Source organism: Siphonobacter sp., assembly GCF_048595215.1.
GTDB lineage: Bacteria > Bacteroidota > Bacteroidia > Cytophagales > Spirosomataceae > Siphonobacter.
In genome coordinates this window covers 1-15753 of record NZ_JBMDWJ010000031.1, presented here as the reverse complement: position 1 = coordinate 15753, position 15753 = coordinate 1, and the positions used below count along the sequence as shown (strand labels likewise).

16 protein-coding genes are annotated in these 15753 nt (G+C 50.5%); 3 read left to right on the top strand and 13 right to left on the bottom strand.

The annotated features are described in order from the left end of the window. Positions 1–103 precede the first annotated feature (103 nt). The 3 genes from ACOJTG_RS02085 to ACOJTG_RS02075 form a co-directional block, all read right to left on the bottom strand. Positions 104–1075, bottom strand: coding sequence for a formylglycine-generating enzyme family protein (locus ACOJTG_RS02085; RefSeq protein ID WP_420152287.1), 972 nt, complete (start codon positions 1073–1075; stop codon positions 104–106). Between the two features lie 66 nt (positions 1076–1141). Beyond that, the gene (locus ACOJTG_RS02080) at positions 1142–2140 is read right to left on the bottom strand and encodes an FAD:protein FMN transferase (RefSeq protein ID WP_420152286.1); all 999 of its coding nucleotides are present in this window, start codon (positions 2138–2140) and stop codon (positions 1142–1144) included. A 64-nt stretch (positions 2141–2204) separates the two neighbouring features. After that, positions 2205–3659 carry a UDP-N-acetylmuramoyl-L-alanyl-D-glutamate--2,6-diaminopimelate ligase gene (locus ACOJTG_RS02075; RefSeq protein WP_420152285.1) on the bottom strand — a complete coding sequence of 485 codons (1455 nt, stop codon included), beginning with the start codon at positions 3657–3659 and terminating at the stop codon, positions 2205–2207. Positions 3660–3829: 170 nt separating this feature from the next. Between ACOJTG_RS02075 and ACOJTG_RS02070 the strand changes: the two genes are divergently transcribed. Further along, complete coding sequence (locus ACOJTG_RS02070) at positions 3830–5053, top strand: NAD(P)/FAD-dependent oxidoreductase (RefSeq protein ID WP_420152284.1); 1224 nt, start codon at positions 3830–3832, stop codon at positions 5051–5053. A gap of 1 nt (position 5054) precedes the next feature. Here the strand turns inward: ACOJTG_RS02070 and ACOJTG_RS02065 are convergent, their stop codons facing one another. The 8 genes from ACOJTG_RS02065 to ACOJTG_RS02030 all read right to left on the bottom strand — a co-directional run bounded on the left by ACOJTG_RS02065 (position 5055) and on the right by ACOJTG_RS02030 (position 10228). Further along, a complete protein-coding gene (locus ACOJTG_RS02065) occupies positions 5055–5453 on the bottom strand; it encodes a DUF983 domain-containing protein (protein ID WP_420152283.1) in 399 nt (132 codons plus the stop codon). A 156-nt stretch (positions 5454–5609) separates the two neighbouring features. After that, positions 5610–6083 (bottom strand): DUF6691 family protein, encoded by a 474-nt coding sequence (locus ACOJTG_RS02060; RefSeq protein ID WP_420152282.1) that lies wholly within the window; start codon positions 6081–6083, stop codon positions 5610–5612. Positions 6084–6105: 22 nt separating this feature from the next. After that, a complete protein-coding gene (locus tag ACOJTG_RS02055; protein WP_420152281.1) occupies positions 6106–6666 on the bottom strand; it encodes a YeeE/YedE family protein in 561 nt (186 codons plus the stop codon). Between the two features lie 155 nt (positions 6667–6821). Next, positions 6822–8219: an MBL fold metallo-hydrolase gene (locus tag ACOJTG_RS02050; protein WP_420152280.1), complete on the bottom strand. Its 1398-nt coding sequence runs from the start codon at positions 8217–8219 to the stop codon at positions 6822–6824. Positions 8220–8277: 58 nt separating this feature from the next. Next, positions 8278–8583, bottom strand: a complete 306-nt coding sequence (trxA, locus tag ACOJTG_RS02045) for a thioredoxin (RefSeq protein ID WP_094814081.1) — start codon at positions 8581–8583, stop codon at positions 8278–8280. 189 nt (positions 8584–8772) lie between these two features. Beyond that, the gene (locus tag ACOJTG_RS02040) at positions 8773–9078 is read right to left on the bottom strand and encodes a thioredoxin family protein (protein WP_094814083.1); all 306 of its coding nucleotides are present in this window, start codon (positions 9076–9078) and stop codon (positions 8773–8775) included. 42 nt (positions 9079–9120) lie between these two features. Continuing rightward, a complete protein-coding gene (locus tag ACOJTG_RS02035) occupies positions 9121–9918 on the bottom strand; it encodes a sulfite exporter TauE/SafE family protein (protein ID WP_420152279.1) in 798 nt (265 codons plus the stop codon). 1 nt (position 9919) lies between these two features. Continuing rightward, entirely contained in the window at positions 9920–10228 is a 309-nt protein-coding gene (locus ACOJTG_RS02030; protein ID WP_102201142.1) for an ArsR/SmtB family transcription factor, read from the bottom strand. 127 nt (positions 10229–10355) lie between these two features. Between ACOJTG_RS02030 and ACOJTG_RS02025 the strand changes: the two genes are divergently transcribed. After that, positions 10356–11753: a sodium:solute symporter family protein gene (locus ACOJTG_RS02025; protein WP_420152278.1), complete on the top strand. Its 1398-nt coding sequence runs from the start codon at positions 10356–10358 to the stop codon at positions 11751–11753. A gap of 242 nt (positions 11754–11995) precedes the next feature. On the opposite strand, the gene ACOJTG_RS02020 is transcribed toward ACOJTG_RS02025, so the two are convergent. After that, positions 11996–12682, bottom strand: coding sequence for a response regulator transcription factor (locus ACOJTG_RS02020; protein ID WP_420152277.1), 687 nt, complete (start codon positions 12680–12682; stop codon positions 11996–11998). 43 nt (positions 12683–12725) lie between these two features. Further along, positions 12726–14591, bottom strand: coding sequence for a sensor histidine kinase (locus tag ACOJTG_RS02015; protein ID WP_420152276.1), 1866 nt, complete (start codon positions 14589–14591; stop codon positions 12726–12728). 208 nt (positions 14592–14799) lie between these two features. Here ACOJTG_RS02015 and ACOJTG_RS02010 point away from each other — a divergent pair, with 208 nt between their 5' ends. After that, a complete protein-coding gene (locus tag ACOJTG_RS02010) occupies positions 14800–15603 on the top strand; it encodes a T9SS type A sorting domain-containing protein (RefSeq protein WP_420152275.1) in 804 nt (267 codons plus the stop codon). Positions 15604–15753: the final 150 nt, after the last annotated feature.

The following is a 15753-nucleotide window of genomic DNA, read 5'->3' as shown; positions in this document are numbered from 1 at the left end:
TGAGACGCTTGACGACTCCTGTCCCAATTCATTGCATGACGTTATAAATCGAGGCAAGCAAGTGACGCTCTAATTGAAAACAGCAAACCGAAAACTGTAAACTTTACTGTCCCAGCATTTTCTTGAAAAACGCTTCCGCTTCTTCGGGGCTGGGTTGTTTGACGGGTCGGACGACTCGGAAACCTACGAAATCGCCGTCGGTAAGCCACCATTTCGAGCGGGGTACTTGCGGATCCCGCTGATTCCAGTCTTCTACCTGAGCCAGACGATCCGCACTACGTAGCTCGGCAGCTTTGCTTTTAAAACTGCCACCACGGGCCGTGTGATACGCCCGCGGTGCCGTACGTTCAATGATAAAACCGCTTTCAGGGCGAGCGGCCAGTTTCTCAAAATACTTGGCATCGTACATGTCCATCGTCCATTCCGACACATTTCCCAGCATATCGTACAAACCGTACGCGTTGGGTTTCTTCTGCCCTACTTTATGATAAGCATCTTTACTGTTGCTTCCGTACCAGGCAAACTGAGCCAGCGTGGCAGCCTGTACGCCCGTAGGATACGCCGTTTTACTACCCGCCCGACAGGCATATTCCCATTCGGCTTCGGTAGGCAGACGGTAGAAGATACCCGTTTTTTTCCATAACCATTTGCAGTACATGATGGCCGTATAGGGTTGCATGGAGTTGGCCGGGAAACCGCCTTCTTTTCCCATACCCCAGGTCAGGTCAATATACTGAGCCGTGGGCCGTGAGATGGCGTCTGGCTTGGGCTTTACATCTTTTTCGTCGAAACGGAAGGGGAAAAACTGATCGTGGGTAATCTCCGTGGCCGACATCCAGAAGGGCTCTACTTTAACTTTGACCTGCGGCCCTTCATCGGCCTGGCGTCCGGCCTCCGCTACCGGACTTCCCATTAAAAATTCGCCCGCCGGAATGGGAACCATACTGATTTTAACGGGTATTCCGGCAAAATCCTGTTCATACGGTTTGCCTTCCTGAGCCTGGGCTACTGATACCAGCCCCAGCGATGTAAGTATAGAAAAGGTAAGCGTACCAAGCGTATTTCGGAAAGTCACAATGCGTTGATTAAGAGGTTAACGACAGAAACGTCTTTAGTACTAATAGAAAAATACAGGGGAAACTTACTCTTCTTTGAAGAATTTTTTAAATCCTGGGGAAGTAAAGGTTTTCAAACCCGAAGGCTGATTATCCAGAATTAAGATTTCCGACTGCTCGGATTCCGCCAGTTTCAGGGCCTGTGGTACGGGTAACAGATAACAGGCCGTAGACAGCCAATCGGCCTGAGCGGCGTCTTTGGATAGTACTGTCACCTGTCGCTGATAGGTCACACCTAGTCCGGTTTTAGGAGAAACAATGTGCGAGTAATTTTTACCACCCATGCGAACGGCCTGGTACGCGTCGCCCGACGTGGAAATAGCCATTTGTTGCAGTACTAACCAACTCGCCAGTAATTCGCCCTGCTGGTTGGGCAGTTCGATACCAACCGTCCAGCCCGCATCCGGATTTTTACCAATGGCCATATTACCCGCGGCGTCACATAAACTTTCCTCAAAACCCGCCTTTTGCATGATTTCCAGCATTCGCTGGGCGGCGTACCCCTTGCCGATTGCTCCTAAATCCAGTTTAGTACCCGGACGCTTCAGCTGAATCGTATGGTTTTTCTCATCGAACTGAAGGTACTGCGTACCCGTAGTCGTCAGGGCTTTCTGGCGTACCGCTGGCGAAGGCAGTTGTTTACTCTTACGCGATTGTCGCCAGAGTTGCGTCAGTTGGCCCACGGTTACATCAAACGTTTTTGAGCTTTTCTCCCAGGCCATGCGGGAAGTCCAGAGAATGTCCCACAACGCCGGAGATACTGGAACGGCTTTTCCCGACCCCGCCGTCTGACTCAGGCGACTCAATTCCGAATCAGGCAGATAATCACTGAAAATCAGATTCAGTGAATCGACCGCAGCAAAAGCCAGCGTAGCAGCCTGAGCCGCTTGTACGGAATCAGCCGTCCAGACCTGTACCGTAAACATTGAACCCATTTTGGGTTGCTGAAAAATGAGCTTGCGAGCCTGAGCCTGCGTACTAAATGTCACCAGTACAAGCCCAACGAACAGGAGTAATTTTTTCACGTCTCAAAGCTAGATGAAATCCCCACCGTTTCTGTCCTCCACTTTCGCCAAAGCTGAGCGAATTCTATCCTTTTTGAAAAGCAGCCCGTAGTTCTTCCCGATCGTCAAAGTGATTTTTCACCCCTTTGACGTCCTGATACGTTTCGTGCCCTTTCCCCGCTAACAGAATGACATCTTTGGACTGAGCTAATGATACGGCCCGGGCAATGGCTTCCCGGCGATCCACCAGTACGGTTACTTCGGCCGGGGTATCATTCGGTACGCCTTTCTTCATATCCTCCAGAATGGCCTCCGGTTCTTCATTGCGAGGATTGTCCGAAGTCAGGATCACGTGATCCGAAAACTGACAGGCAATCCGGGCCATTTCGGGGCGTTTGGTCGCATCCCGATTGCCACCGCAACCCACCACCGTAATGATTTGTTCGCTACCCTGCCGCAGTTCGGCGATAGTTTCGAGTACGTTTTTCAGGGCGTCGGGCGTATGGGCGAAATCCACAATACCGACGATATGATCGGGCGAAATCACCTGTTCGAAGCGTCCCGGCGGTGGTTGCAGTGCCGAAAGTTCGGTCAGTACTTCTGCCGGATCCTCGTCCATGAGAACTGCCGCTCCGTATACCCCTAACAAATTATAGGCGTTGAAATTTCCAATCAACTGAAAGTGAACCTGACGGCTATCGATTTCCATTTCCAATCCGTAAATCGAATCGGCCAGTAGCTTACCTTTAAAGCTCGCTCCCGTTTCCAGCGAGTACGTTTCCCGACGGGCTACGGTATTCTGCACCATGATGCGGCCCCTAGGATCGTCGGCGTTTACCAGAGCAAAGGCCGTTTTCGGTAGCTGATCAAAAAAGCCCTTTTTCGCTTTAATGTAGGCGTCGAAGGTCTTGTGAAAATCCAGGTGATCGTGGGTAATGTTCGTGAAGATTCCTCCCGCAAACTGAACACCCGCGATGCGTTGCTGTACCACCGCGTGCGAGGAAACTTCCATAAAGACGTGCGTACAGCCTTTATTCAGCATTTCCGCCAGCAGGGCATTCAGCGTCAGCGAATCGGGCGTGGTATGCGTGGAGGGAATAATCTCGTCCTCCACCTGATTCTGTACCGTCGAAATCAGTCCGCAGCGGTGACCCAAGGCCCGAAATAATCGAAATAACAGCGTTACGGTCGTCGTTTTTCCATTGGTACCCGTCACTCCCACGAGTTTGATTTTCGATGAAGGTTGTCCGTAGAAATTCGACGCCGCAAAGCCCATGGCCCGAGATGCATCTTTCGACTGGATATAAGTAACCCCTTCCTGTAACGTTTCGGGCAATCGCTCGCACAGAATCGCCGTGGCTCCCAATTCAATGGCTTTTGGTATAAAATCGTGACCATCGACCTGGGTACCGGGAATGGCCACAAAGAGCGTACCGGGAACGACTTTTCGGGAATCAAAGGTGATGGTACTGATTTCCAGATCAGTGGACCCTGCCACTGCCTCGAGTGAAACTTTATAGAGAATGTCTTTTAAAAGCATACGGAATAGGCATTGGGCCCGTTTAGGTGCCAAAAATACGGGCTCAATTGAAAAGTGAATACAAACGATGAAGTGATTTCCGATTCAAAGCCAGAAAGCAAGCTCTTCGCTTTCTGATTCTGCCGGAGAAATTAGCTAATGCTCAGAAAATTAAGCCGTACCTTTGTAGCGTGAAAAAAACGATTGCAGTGATTGGCGGAGGAGCCGCCGGTTTTTTTGGAGCGATTGCCGCAGCGGAAACGTATCCGCAGGCCCGGGTGGTCTTGTTTGAAAAAGGACGGAATGTACTGTCCAAAGTTCGTATTTCGGGCGGGGGTCGCTGTAATGTGACGAATGCCGCCACTACGGTTGCCGACTTGCTCAAGGGGTATCCCCGGGGAGCAAAGTTTCTCAAACCCCTCTTTCCGCGTTTTTCCAATCAGCATACCATCGAATGGTTCGAGCAACGGGGGGTGAAATTAAAAACGGAAGCCGATGGCCGCATCTTTCCGACGACAGATTCCTCCGAAACCATTGTTCGCTGTCTGCAACAACAGGCTCAGCAAGCGGGCGTTGAACTTCAGTTGAGTACCCCAATCCGCCAGATTCGTCCCGTGGCTACTGGTTTTGAACTGGTTGGCACGGATGAAACGATCTTCGCGGTGGATCGGGTGCTGGTTACAACGGGCGGACATCCGCAACTTACGGGCTATCAGTGGTTGAGCGAATTGGGGCTTTCCATTCTATCGCCCGTCCCTTCCTTGTTTACGTTCAATATCCCCGATTCCTTTACCCGCGAGTTACCCGGTCTTTCCGTTTCCGATGCTCTGGTACGACTGGCGGGTTCCAAACTGCAACAGGAAGGCCCCGTACTGATTACTCATTGGGGGTTAAGTGGTCCTGCGGTACTGAAACTTTCGGCCTGGGCTGCCCGCGAACTGGCAGAAACCAATTACCAGTTTACAAGTCTGGTGAACTGGACGAACGAAAAACCCGAAGCCGCCCGTACCTCACTAGAAGCGTTCAAAAAACTAAATGCCGGAAAGTTCGTCGCTACGGTCGCTCCCTTCGGCATTCCCAACCGTCTCTGGCGGGCCTTACTCGTTGAAAACGAGATCAAAGACCAGGTTCGTTGGGTTGATTTGAACGGTAAGCTTTTTAATCGATTACTGGAAAATCTGACCAACGGAACGTTTCAGGTACAGGGCAAAACGACTTTCAAGGAAGAGTTTGTTACCTGCGGCGGTATCGCTCTGAATCAACTTCATCCGCAAACCTTGGAAAGCAAGGCGATTCCCGGTCTGTACTTCGCGGGCGAGGTACTTGACATCGACGGGATTACGGGTGGGTATAACTTTCAGGCGGCCTGGACTACGGGCTGGATTGCCGGACAATCCATCGGCCAGGGGCTGTAGTTTAGGAATCGGCGTGCAGAATTTTGTCGGGATTTTCTTCGTAGTCTACACCCGAGAACAAATGAATGTACAACACCCGCGAGGCCCGAAAAGTAAAGGGTACGGATATGACAATCAGGGCAATGGAAACGCCAATGTACACGAAAGGCGAAGGGTCGTTGAACAAATAAAACAGTACGACTGCCGTTGCCAGAATGATACCCGTAGTCAAGCCATAGCTTACGTACATGGCTCCAATGAAGAAGCCCGGTTCGCGTTCAAACCGCAGGCCACATTCGGGGCAGTACTTATGCATCTGGTCAAACTTGGTCACGTTCCACAAGGGATACTTGAACATTTTTCCTTCCCGGCAACGGGGGCAACAGCCGCCCGCTACGGCTTCGAGTTTACTGCGTTTCATAGGTAACAAGTGATTATAGGGTCAGGTGATTATTAGTAATTATTTATAATAGTTCGTCCCACTCAAACGGCTGGTAGCTTAGTCCGTATCGTGAACGCCCTGATTCCCTTACAAGTCTACCCTAAATCGCTTCCGCGTGTAATGACTTTGGTCAGTTTAGGGTAAATAACGTCGTAGGGCACCGTACGTCCATGTTCCGGCAAGGGCCGCCAACAGGGTGATTAGTACGACGGAATAACCAGCTCCAATCTGGGCGAACAACGGGCCGGGACAGGCTCCGGTTAAGGCCCAGCCAAAACCGAATAGCAATCCACCGTAGATTTGTCCCGGTTGAAACACTTTGTCCGAGATTCGAATCGGCTCGCCCGTTAAGGCTTTGACTTTCAATCGTTTCAATAGAAATACGGACACCATGCCCGTCAGTACGGCCGAGCCAATAACGCCATACATGTGAAAGCTTTCCAGCCGGAACATTTCCTGAATCCGAAACCAGGAGACGATCTCAGCTTTCACAAAAACAATGCCAAAAAACATTCCAACGATCGCATACGGTACTAACGAACCCAGCGAAAGGCGGGCTTTCTGCTCGTTCGATACGGCAGGGATAAATTCTTCCGATTCGGTTTTCATCGTGTTCAAAACGTAGTAGGAGTTACAAAGACAAAATCCAGGGCAGACCGAGCCAGGTCATCAGGAAGCCGCCGATCATGAAACACACCGTTGCCACCAGCGAGGGCCATTGCAGGTTAGATAATCCCATGATAGCGTGACCGGAAGTGCAGCCCCCCGCCCATCGGGTACCAAAACCGACCAGAAATCCTCCGACTACCATCAGGATGAACCCGCGAAGGGTAAGCAAAGCGGACCAGGAAAATAAGTCTTGTGGAATGAGTCCACGAAAGTCCGTTACGTGTTGAGCAGTCAGAGCCTGTTTTGTCGCCGGAGCAATCTGAATGAACCCGGGATTGGACAGAAACGTACCCGCCACCAGGCCACCCACGAATACGCCGCCCACAAAGAAGAGATTCCAGCTTTCCTTTTTCCAGTCGTACTGAAAAAAGGGAATTCCGGCGGGCAGACAGGCCGCACAAATGTGCCGTAGTGACGAAGAAATACCGAAGGTTTTATTGCCCAACAGGAGCAGAATCGGTACGGTCAGTCCAATGAGCGGACCCGCTACGTACCAGGGCCAGGGTTGCGTAAGCCATTCCATGAGGAGACGAGAAAAATACAGAGGTCTTAATCTGAAAGGAAAGCTTCATCCCTGTATACAGGGATGAAAATCGTTCAAAAGGTATCCTTTTGAACGAATAAAACTCAGTCCGCATCCACGATTTTCCTGAACGCGTGACCGAGTTTTTTCAAGTCTTACTCAGCCAGTTGTCCGCTAGCCGTCGGTATATTGGTTTTGGCAATTGCTCCAAAGCCACCCGCCACTTCCCGTACCTGATCATACCCGCGAGCTTTGAGAATGGAAGCCGCAATCATGGAGCGATAGCCGCCCGCACAGTGTACGTAAAAAGGCTCGTCTTTCGGAAATTCAGCCATCTGTTCGCTCAGGGAAGCCAGGGGGACGTTATCGGCACCCGCAATGTGGCCACCTTCGAATTCAGTAGCTTTACGAACGTCTTTGACTATCGTTTTTTCGGGATCAAAACCAGCCGAAAACGTTTCCGCCGATACAGATTCAATCTGATCTACTTCTTTGTTTGCGGTCCGCCAGCTTTCCATACCCCCTTCCAGGAAGCCCAGTACCTGATCATAACCCACCCGCGAAAGCCGCGTAATGACTTCCTCTTCGCGACCCGGTGAGGTGACCAGTAACAGGGGTTGATTGATGTCAGTGATGAGCGTGCCTACCCAGGGAGCAAAGTCGCCGTCGATACCAATGTTGATACTCCGGGGAATGAAGGCCTGGGCAAACTCCTGAGCTTTCCGCGTATCGAGTACCAAGGCTCCCGTCTCATTCGCGACAACCTCGAACGCTTCGGGTGAAAGCGGGTGATTACCCCGTTTGAGTACCTTCTCGACTGGCTCCGTACCCGCCTTGTTCAGGCGAACGTTTTCGGGGAAGTACGCGGGCGGCGGCGTTAGTCCATCCGTCACAGCGGTTATGAATTCTTCCTTGCTTTGCGGTTGCAGGGCATAGTTTACTTCTTTCTGATTACCCAGCGTATCAAAAGTTTCCTTACTCATGTTTTTGCCGCAGGCCGAACCCGCTCCATGAGCGGGATACACGATGACGTCGTTGGGCAAAGGCAGAATTTGGGAACGCAGGGAATCGTAGAGCATACCAGCCAGATCGTCCTGCGTGAGGTCGGCTTTCTGGGCTAAGTCCGGGCGACCTACATCGCCAATAAATAGTGTATCACCCGTGAAAATGGCGTTTTTTTCCCCGTTTTCGTCCAGTAACAAAAAGCAGGTTGATTCGAGGGTGTGACCCGGCGTATGCAACACGCGAATGCGGCAGTCACCCAATGAGAACTCCTGACCATCTTCGGCAATTAAGGCTTCAAAGGCAGGAGCAGCATTCGGACCGTAGACAATGGGAGCTCCCGTTTTCGCTGACAAATCCACGTGACCCGATACAAAATCCGCGTGGAAGTGGGTTTCGAAGATATACTTGATCGTTGCTCCGTTACGAGCGGCTTTGTTCAGATACGTCTGCACTTCCCGCAGGGGATCAATAATAGCGGCCTCGGTGCCCGACTGGAGGTAATACGCTCCCTGAGCCAGACAGCCCGTATAAATTTGCTCAATGATCATAACGATTCGTCGTGTTGTTGAAGTAAAATGGGGGAAAGCTTTTACGTAATCAATGCGTTTACATACTGGCTTTCTGACGAATAACCTGCTCCATTTGCTGAGCCGTTAGTACGCCCGATTGTCGCCAGAGTTGCTGGCCGTTCTGGTACAGGGCCAGCGTCGGTACCGACTGGATTTGCAGTTGCTGAGCCAGAGCCGGATTTTTATCAATGTCAATTTTGACGACCGTTAACTGATCACCCAGTTTCTCCTTGACTGCTTTCAGGTACGGAGCCATCATTTTACAGGGTCCACACCATTCGGCAAAAAAGTCGATCAGTACGGGTTTATCCGATGCGATGAGTTGTTGAAAGTTTCCGTTCATGGATGGAAGTGTTTAGGGTTTTGAGTTGAGTGTTTTGAGTTTTCTCAACAGGGTTCAGTTTTAACCACACAGGTACTCAAAGTTTGGCACGGAGGTACCATTAAGTTATAAACGTCGCGTCTTTATTTCTGCTTCGTTCTTGGCGAAAAACAACCCAAAATGCCAAACACTCAACTTTAAACGCTCCTACTAAAACCGTACCTTTTCCCGAATGACTCGTTCGAGTTTATCGGCGTAGATACCGCCCGCCTGCCGCCAGAGTTGCTTGCCTTTCTGGTACAGAATCAGAGTAGGTACGGAATCTACTTTAAGGTGTTTTTTCAGGCCCATGTTCTTCTCGGCGTCAATTTTAATAATGGTCAGATCGTCACCGAAAATGTCCTTTACTGTATCCAGTTCGGGAGCCATCTTTTTACAGGGCTTGCACCAGTCGGTATAAAATTCGAGCAATACGGGCTCGTCCGAGGCGATGATTTCTTCAAATGTTCCGTTCATAAAAGTCTTCTGTCTATACTAAATTGTTTCGGAAATTCGGGTTTAAAATACTAACTCTTTTAACAGAATACCCGTTCCCATCAGTAAGGTAAACCAGCCAAAGGCCGGCTTGAGTACCTGGCCGGGAATGCGTCGGGAAAGCCCCGTACCCACCACCACGCCCAGTAAAGTCAGACTGGTAAATTCCCCAAGAAATTTCCAATCCATGGTATGTTGACCCAGATCACCCAGAAATCCGATACAAGAATTAATGGCAATGATCATTAGGGAAGTACCCACGGCAAGCTTCATCGGCAGCCGTACGAAGTTGGCCAGTACCGGAATGATCAGAAAACCACCCCCGACGCCCACAAAACCCGTAAGCGTACCCACCAGCAGTCCTTCGACGAAGATGAGTGGATAGTTCAGCCGCTTTCGGATTTCTTCGCCCGTATCGATCCGCTCCCGTCGTCCGCGAATCATCGACTGAGCCGATAACACCATCAGTACCGCAAAGAGCAGCATCATCAGTGTACTTTTCGTTACCACCCAGCCATTGCTTTCCATCACGACTTCGGGCAGGGCCGGAACGAGGTATTTCCGAGAAATAAACACCATCATAAACGATGGAAACGAGAAAAACACCGCCGTTCTGGGGCTGGCGAGTCCTCGCCGCAGGTAATCAACCGAGCCGAGCAGCGAAGCCGAGCCCACAATCAACAAACTATAAGCCGTAGCAATTGACGGAGGCAGCTTAAAAATGTAGACCAGCACGGGTACCGTCAGAATCGAACCGCCACCGCCTAACAAACTGAGTAATAAGCCAATGAGTACGGCTAAACTAAAACCTATAATCTCCATACTACATGCGGCATTCGCAGTTCTCAATGCAGGCAATCAGCTTGAGTACGTCCCGTTCTTTTAACGAATAATAGCGATTCTGTCCTTCCTGCTCGGCCCGTAAAATGCCTTTCAGCTTCATATTGATCAGGTGGTGCGAAAGCAGCGACTGCTCACATTCCAGCACGCGGGCCAGCTCGTTTACACTCATCCGTTCCTGGGTGCCGAGTAAATCAATGATGGCCAGCCGGGTCGGGTGAGCTACGGTTTTCAAAATGAATGCCGCTTTTTCGAGTTTTTCCTTACTCTGATTTTTTTCAGTGATCGTCATACCATGTCTTGAATGATCGCTCAAATATATGAACATACTTTCATATATTCCTATTGATTCAATTTCATTACTACAATTTCCCGAGTATCCGCGTATTTTTATCCCTTCAATTCTTAACCAAATCCGTATGCTCATCGCTGCCATCGTCGTGTATTTACTCCTGAATCTGGGGGTTGGCCTCTGGGCGTCTCGACGGGTGAAGAATACGGAAGACTTTGTACTGGCCGGACGGAAACTCAATTTTGCCCTGGCCTCGATGGTGACCTTTGCTACCTGGTTCGGGTCGGAAACGATGATGGGAGCACCGGGACGTTTTGTACGGGAAGGATTTCTGGGGGTGATTGAAGATCCGTTTGGAGCGGGCTTGTGTCTGGTATTGGTTGGACTGTTTTACGCCCGGATCTTTTACCGCTGGAACATCATCACCTTCTGCGATTTTTTCGGGTTACGGTACGGAAAGTCCGCCGAACTGCTCTCGGCATTACTGATTGTTCCCTCCTATTTCGGCTGGATTGCCGCCCAGCTGGTTTCCATGAGTATCATCGGACAAACCGTTTTTGACGTACCCATGTCCACGGGTATCTGGGCCGGAGCGGGCCTTGTCATGGTGTATACGCTGACGGGCGGGATGTGGTCGGTATCCATTACTGATTTTCTGCATAATATCATCCTGATCGCCGGACTGGTTATTCTACTGGTCATTTTATGGATGGAAACCGATAACGTAAGTGCCGTATTCGCCCGACAATCCGATGGCTTCTTTCGCGTCATTCCGCACCGATTTTCCTGGCACGACTCCACCGAGTACGTCGTTGCCTGGATTACGATTGGCTTAGGCTCGATTCCCCAACAGGATGTTTTTCAACGGGTTATGGCAGCAAAAGATGCCAATACGGCCGTAAAATCCGCCGTTACGGCTGGTCTTTTGTACTGGACGGTGGCGTTCTTTCCCTTGCTCATTGCCTTGATGGCGGTGCAACTTCATCCCGAACTTTTGCAGGGTGATCCGCAGTTGATTCTTCCCAACATGGTACTCCAGCACGCTCCGCTAGCCGTTCAGATTCTGTTTTTTGGAGCCTTGATTTCGGCCTTGCTCAGTACCACGTCGGGGGCAATTCTCGCCCCGGCGGCGGTGGTAGGCGAAAACCTGGTTCGCCCTTTTTTGCCAAAGCTGACCGATCAGCAACTTCTGCTATCCATTCGGCTTTCCGTACTAGGCGTCACAGCGGCGGCGGTCTGGATGGCCCTGGAACAACAGGATGTGTTTGAGCTAGTCAGCGAATCTTCGGCCTTTAGTCTGGTATCGCTGTTTATTCCCATGACGGCGGGGCTATACTGGAAACGGGCTTCACTCGCGGGTTGTCTACTCTCCATGAGTCTGGGGCTGCTTAGCTGGATGCTGGCTGCGTATCTAAATACAACCACGAACCCGATTGTGTACGGATTACTGGCCAGTGGCGTAGGGATGTGGGGCGGATCGCTGGTATTTCGGCAGCGGGGGAAAGTAACGGATTCCTTGGGTTGAATGCCGTATTCGTCTGCTGTTTCGGATTATAAATCCTAGGGTTAAAACCCCAGGCTAGTGAAATGGAACCCCGTTGGGGTTCTTACCTCCGCTGTTCCAGATTTGCAATCTGGCACTATCCTGTAGCGAATTTATAATTCGCTAGTTTGTAAATCTAAACGAGCGGAGTACTAAACAAAACTACCCGAAGGCTCTTAAACCTTCGGGTAGCGGATGACATACGGAACGATAGAATTGACCGGTTAATCCACAATCATCTTAAATCCTTCTCCGTGGAGATTGATGAGTTGAATACGTTCGTCGGACCGCAAATACTTCCGGATTTTGGTCAGGTATACGTCCATGCTGCGGGCGTTGAAATAGCTGTCGTCCCCCCAGATTGCTTTCAGAATGTAACTCCGGCTGAGCGGCTGCCCCAGGTGCTGACAGAAAATTTTCAGTAACTCGGCTTCGCGGCTGGTTAGTTTCTGCACATCGTCGCCGTGGGTGAGCGTTTGCCGTTCGGCATCGAATGTGAGGGTACCGATTTGAAAAAGGCGGTTTGACTTCTGTTCTTTTTGTTCATTCCGCTGACTCCGCCGCAGAATGGCCTCCATTCGGGCCACCAGTTCTTCCATGTTGAAAGGCTTGGTCAGATAATCGTCCCCGCCGAGTCGGAAACCTTGCAGGGTATCTTCCTTCATGGCTTTGGCCGTCAGAAAAATAATGGGAATATCCGCATTGGCCTGGCGAACTTCCTTGGCCAGCGTAAAGCCGTCTTTCTTGGGCATCATGACATCGAAAATGCACAGGTCATACGAATGCTTCACGAACTGATTCAGGGCTTCATCGCCGTCGCGGGCCAGGTCGGCCGGGTATCCTTTCAAGGTTAAATATTCCTGTAATAACGTTCCTAAATTCGGATCGTCTTCGGCGAGTAAGATTTTCATTTCTGTTGCTCTTTACGTTCAATGCTAAAAATCGGAGCGTCGGTTAGACGTACGGAAGGGTTATTTCAAAGGTACTTCCCTTGCCCGGCGTACTGTCTACTTTGATGCTGCCTTTGTGTTCATCGACAATTTTCTTTACGTAACTCAGACCCAACCCGAAGCCCTTCACATCGTGCACGTTTCCCGTCGGAACCCGGTAAAATTGCTCGAAAATGTGCCGTAAAGCCTCTTTGTTCATACCAATGCCTTTGTCACTGACCGTGATCTTTAAGGCACCGGTGGCGTTTTCGGTACGAATGCTGACATCCGTAGTTTCGCCTGAGTACTTGATGGCATTATCCAGCAAGTTAAAAATCAGGTTGGTTAAATGTACTTCATCCCCCGTAATGATCGAAGGATTAGCCTGTAAATGCGTCTCCAGAATGCCGTTACGAGCTTCTACCTGCGGACTTAGGCTGTGCACAACGGTTTCGATCAGCTCGTGCATATCCGTTTGTTCACGGTTCATCTTCACCTCTCCCCGATCAAAACGGGCGGCCTGCAAGACTTTTTCTACCTGCGAGCCCAGCCGCTGGTTTTCATCCCGAATAATGCCTAAGTACCGTTTCAACATGGTGGGTGAAGCGGCTACGGCACTATCCTCCAGCATCTGGGTAGCCAGCGAAATGGTAGATACGGGCGTTTTAAACTCGTGGGTCATGTTGTTGATGAAGTCGTTTTTCATGTCCGAAAGTTTTTTCTGCCGAACAATGGTACTCATGGCCACATAAAAACACACCCCCATCACCAAAATCAGAATTACGGAACTAATCAACGTCGTCCAGACCTGCTCGGCCAGATAACTTTGGCGTTCCGGAAAATAGACAAACAGCATATTGTCCGTCGCCAGCAAATCCGAAGGAAAGAGCTGCATACTATACCCCGCCAGCAGACGATCTTCGCGGTACCCCGGCGAAGAGGTGAAGACAAAATCGTGCGGATTGTCATCCGAACGCAAGCCATATTCAAACGGGAGATCAATGCCGCGTAACTGGAATTCATACTTCAGCAACGAGTCCAGTATAGTCATGTCCACCCGTTGTGTCAGTGGACGATCATTGGTGAGTAAGTCCAGGAACACTTCCCGCATTACTCTTGATTTCTGTTCGGCTTTCTCGTATTCCGTCAGCGGACGCGATTTACTACTATCTGCCCGCCGCAGGGACCGTTTCGGTTCTTTGACCACCACGGTTCGAGGTTTCGTCTTCGCTGGTTTCGTCGCCGTACTCTTGCTCTTTGAACCCGTTACGCGACTCGACAGAAAACGACTGACCGAGTCTTTCCGAAGCTTGGCCGTTTCTACATCCCGGCGGAGGTTGCGAAACATGGTTTCATCGTACCGTTTCTCCAATTCTTCCCGCGAACGGTCGGCCGTATTGTTTGGACCGTCATTGCGGTAATACTCACCGATATAGTGCATTTCCGCTTCCGTCAGTTGACCACTCGGACGACCCAGTACATCGGAAGGGGCCGTTACCCGACCATAAAATTCCCATTGCTGTACAATGGGGGTCTGGGAGGCATATTTGCGGGTAATCGTTGCCGGATCCGCAGTCGTGACGGGCTTGCTCGGCGATTGCTGTTTTTTATTCTTTACAATTTGGGGCGTTTTTACGGTTTTATGCGGGATCGCCAGATGCTGTAGCTGCTCCTTGCGGCGTTCGGCGGCCAACTGGCGATTGGTCAATACCGTTACCTCCACTTTTTCCAGTTTATGCACCACGGCATCCATAGCCTCGGTTACGGTCCCGTCAAACTGATCGGCCTTGGCATTCAGCGTTTCCCGAATCCCAAATACCTGAAATACCACCAGCCCAATAAGAGCCAGCGACATTAAAGCCACCAACCAACGGATTTTCTGTTGCGTCATTTTTACTTTTCGCGGGTCTCTCTACCTGTTTTATGATGACTGTTTAACGAAGGTAAGATCCAGATTCTTCCCCGGAAGATGCCAAAGTTATCAGTTTAAGCATTTTTAACAAGTCTCCGGCTCATTTGTCCCAACAAATCATGCCCAATCGTGCAACGTTGCTACCGCTTCGCTTGTCCTTGACTCACGAAACCAAACCAACTCGTTTATGCGTTTGCCATCCTTACTTGTTGCGGTGATCCTTGTATCCGCGGGCACGACTTTCGCTCAGGAAAAAAGTACTTCCAAGAAAGAGAAAGAAAAACTTCGGCTTCATTACGAACGGTCGAATGGGAATTATGGTCATCAGATTGACCGCACGTTCGACACCCAGGAGCAACTGGACCGATTCGTTGATTCGTTGAATAATACCCAGTCTCCGGGCGGCCGTACCCGAATCATCATCGGTGATGAAGCTGACGTACTGAATCGATTGGAGAAGGGCGACTATCAAGTCCAGACTTTCCGTACGCCCAAACCACCTAAGGCTCCCAAAGCTCCCCGCACCTACCGCAACGACGAACCACTCGCCCGGGGCGAGTGGGAGAACTTCGATCAGGAAATGGAACGCTTCGGACGCGATATGGAACGCTGGGGTAAAGATTTTGGGGAGAAGTTCGGCAACGAATTCCGGTACCGGGCTCCGCAATTGAAGCGACAGCTGAACCTGGCTCCGCAGGTACTGACTTGGGAAGGGGGCAGTTCGTCCAGCACCGTACGTAGCCTGAGCGTTTATCCGAACCGGCCCTTCAATCAGACTCTCAACCTCCGTTTTACGTCTCCGGTCAAGGGTGACGTAACGATTCTGGTTACGGATGTAAAAGGGCGTGAAGTAGCCAAAGAAGTAGTGAAAGATTTTGAGGGCGATTTTGTAGGTCAGATCACGCTGACGAAAAAAGCCGAAAAAGGAACCTTCTTCGTGACGGTTACCCAAGGTGAAGACGGCACCGTCAAACGCGTGGTGATTGAATAAGGAGTGCTTCGTAAGCAAACCAAAGAGCTGGCAACGGTTACGTTGCCAGCTCTTTGTATTTTAAAACCGAGATCCCATTAACTATCAATCAACAACTAGTAGCTATCACCCCCCCCCGCCCTGCAGCACAAAATTCATCTCCCCCAAAGA

Excerpts from the sequence above, each read along its gene's own strand:
- ACOJTG_RS02015 (WP_420152276.1), bottom strand. The coding sequence starts at position 14,591 with ATGACGCAACAGAAAATCCGTTGGTTGGTGGCTTTAATGTCGCTGGCT.
- ACOJTG_RS02075 (WP_420152285.1), bottom strand. The coding sequence starts at position 3,659 with ATGCTTTTAAAAGACATTCTCTATAAAGTTTCACTCGAGGCAGTGGCA.
- ACOJTG_RS02010 (WP_420152275.1), top strand. The coding sequence starts at position 14,800 with ATGCGTTTGCCATCCTTACTTGTTGCGGTGATCCTTGTATCCGCGGGC.
- ACOJTG_RS02020 (WP_420152277.1), bottom strand. The coding sequence starts at position 12,682 with ATGAAAATCTTACTCGCCGAAGACGATCCGAATTTAGGAACGTTATTA.
- trxA (WP_094814081.1), bottom strand. The coding sequence starts at position 8,583 with ATGAACGGAAACTTTCAACAACTCATCGCATCGGATAAACCCGTACTG.
- ACOJTG_RS02060 (WP_420152282.1), bottom strand. The coding sequence starts at position 6,083 with ATGAAAACCGAATCGGAAGAATTTATCCCTGCCGTATCGAACGAGCAG.
- ACOJTG_RS02065 (WP_420152283.1), bottom strand. The coding sequence starts at position 5,453 with ATGAAACGCAGTAAACTCGAAGCCGTAGCGGGCGGCTGTTGCCCCCGT.
- ACOJTG_RS02035 (WP_420152279.1), bottom strand. The coding sequence starts at position 9,918 with ATGGAGATTATAGGTTTTAGTTTAGCCGTACTCATTGGCTTATTACTC.
- ACOJTG_RS02025 (WP_420152278.1), top strand. The coding sequence starts at position 10,356 with ATGCTCATCGCTGCCATCGTCGTGTATTTACTCCTGAATCTGGGGGTT.
- ACOJTG_RS02030 (WP_102201142.1), bottom strand. The coding sequence starts at position 10,228 with ATGACGATCACTGAAAAAAATCAGAGTAAGGAAAAACTCGAAAAAGCG.
- ACOJTG_RS02050 (WP_420152280.1), bottom strand. The coding sequence starts at position 8,219 with ATGATCATTGAGCAAATTTATACGGGCTGTCTGGCTCAGGGAGCGTAT.
- ACOJTG_RS02055 (WP_420152281.1), bottom strand. The coding sequence starts at position 6,666 with ATGGAATGGCTTACGCAACCCTGGCCCTGGTACGTAGCGGGTCCGCTC.
- ACOJTG_RS02040 (WP_094814083.1), bottom strand. The coding sequence starts at position 9,078 with ATGAACGGAACATTTGAAGAAATCATCGCCTCGGACGAGCCCGTATTG.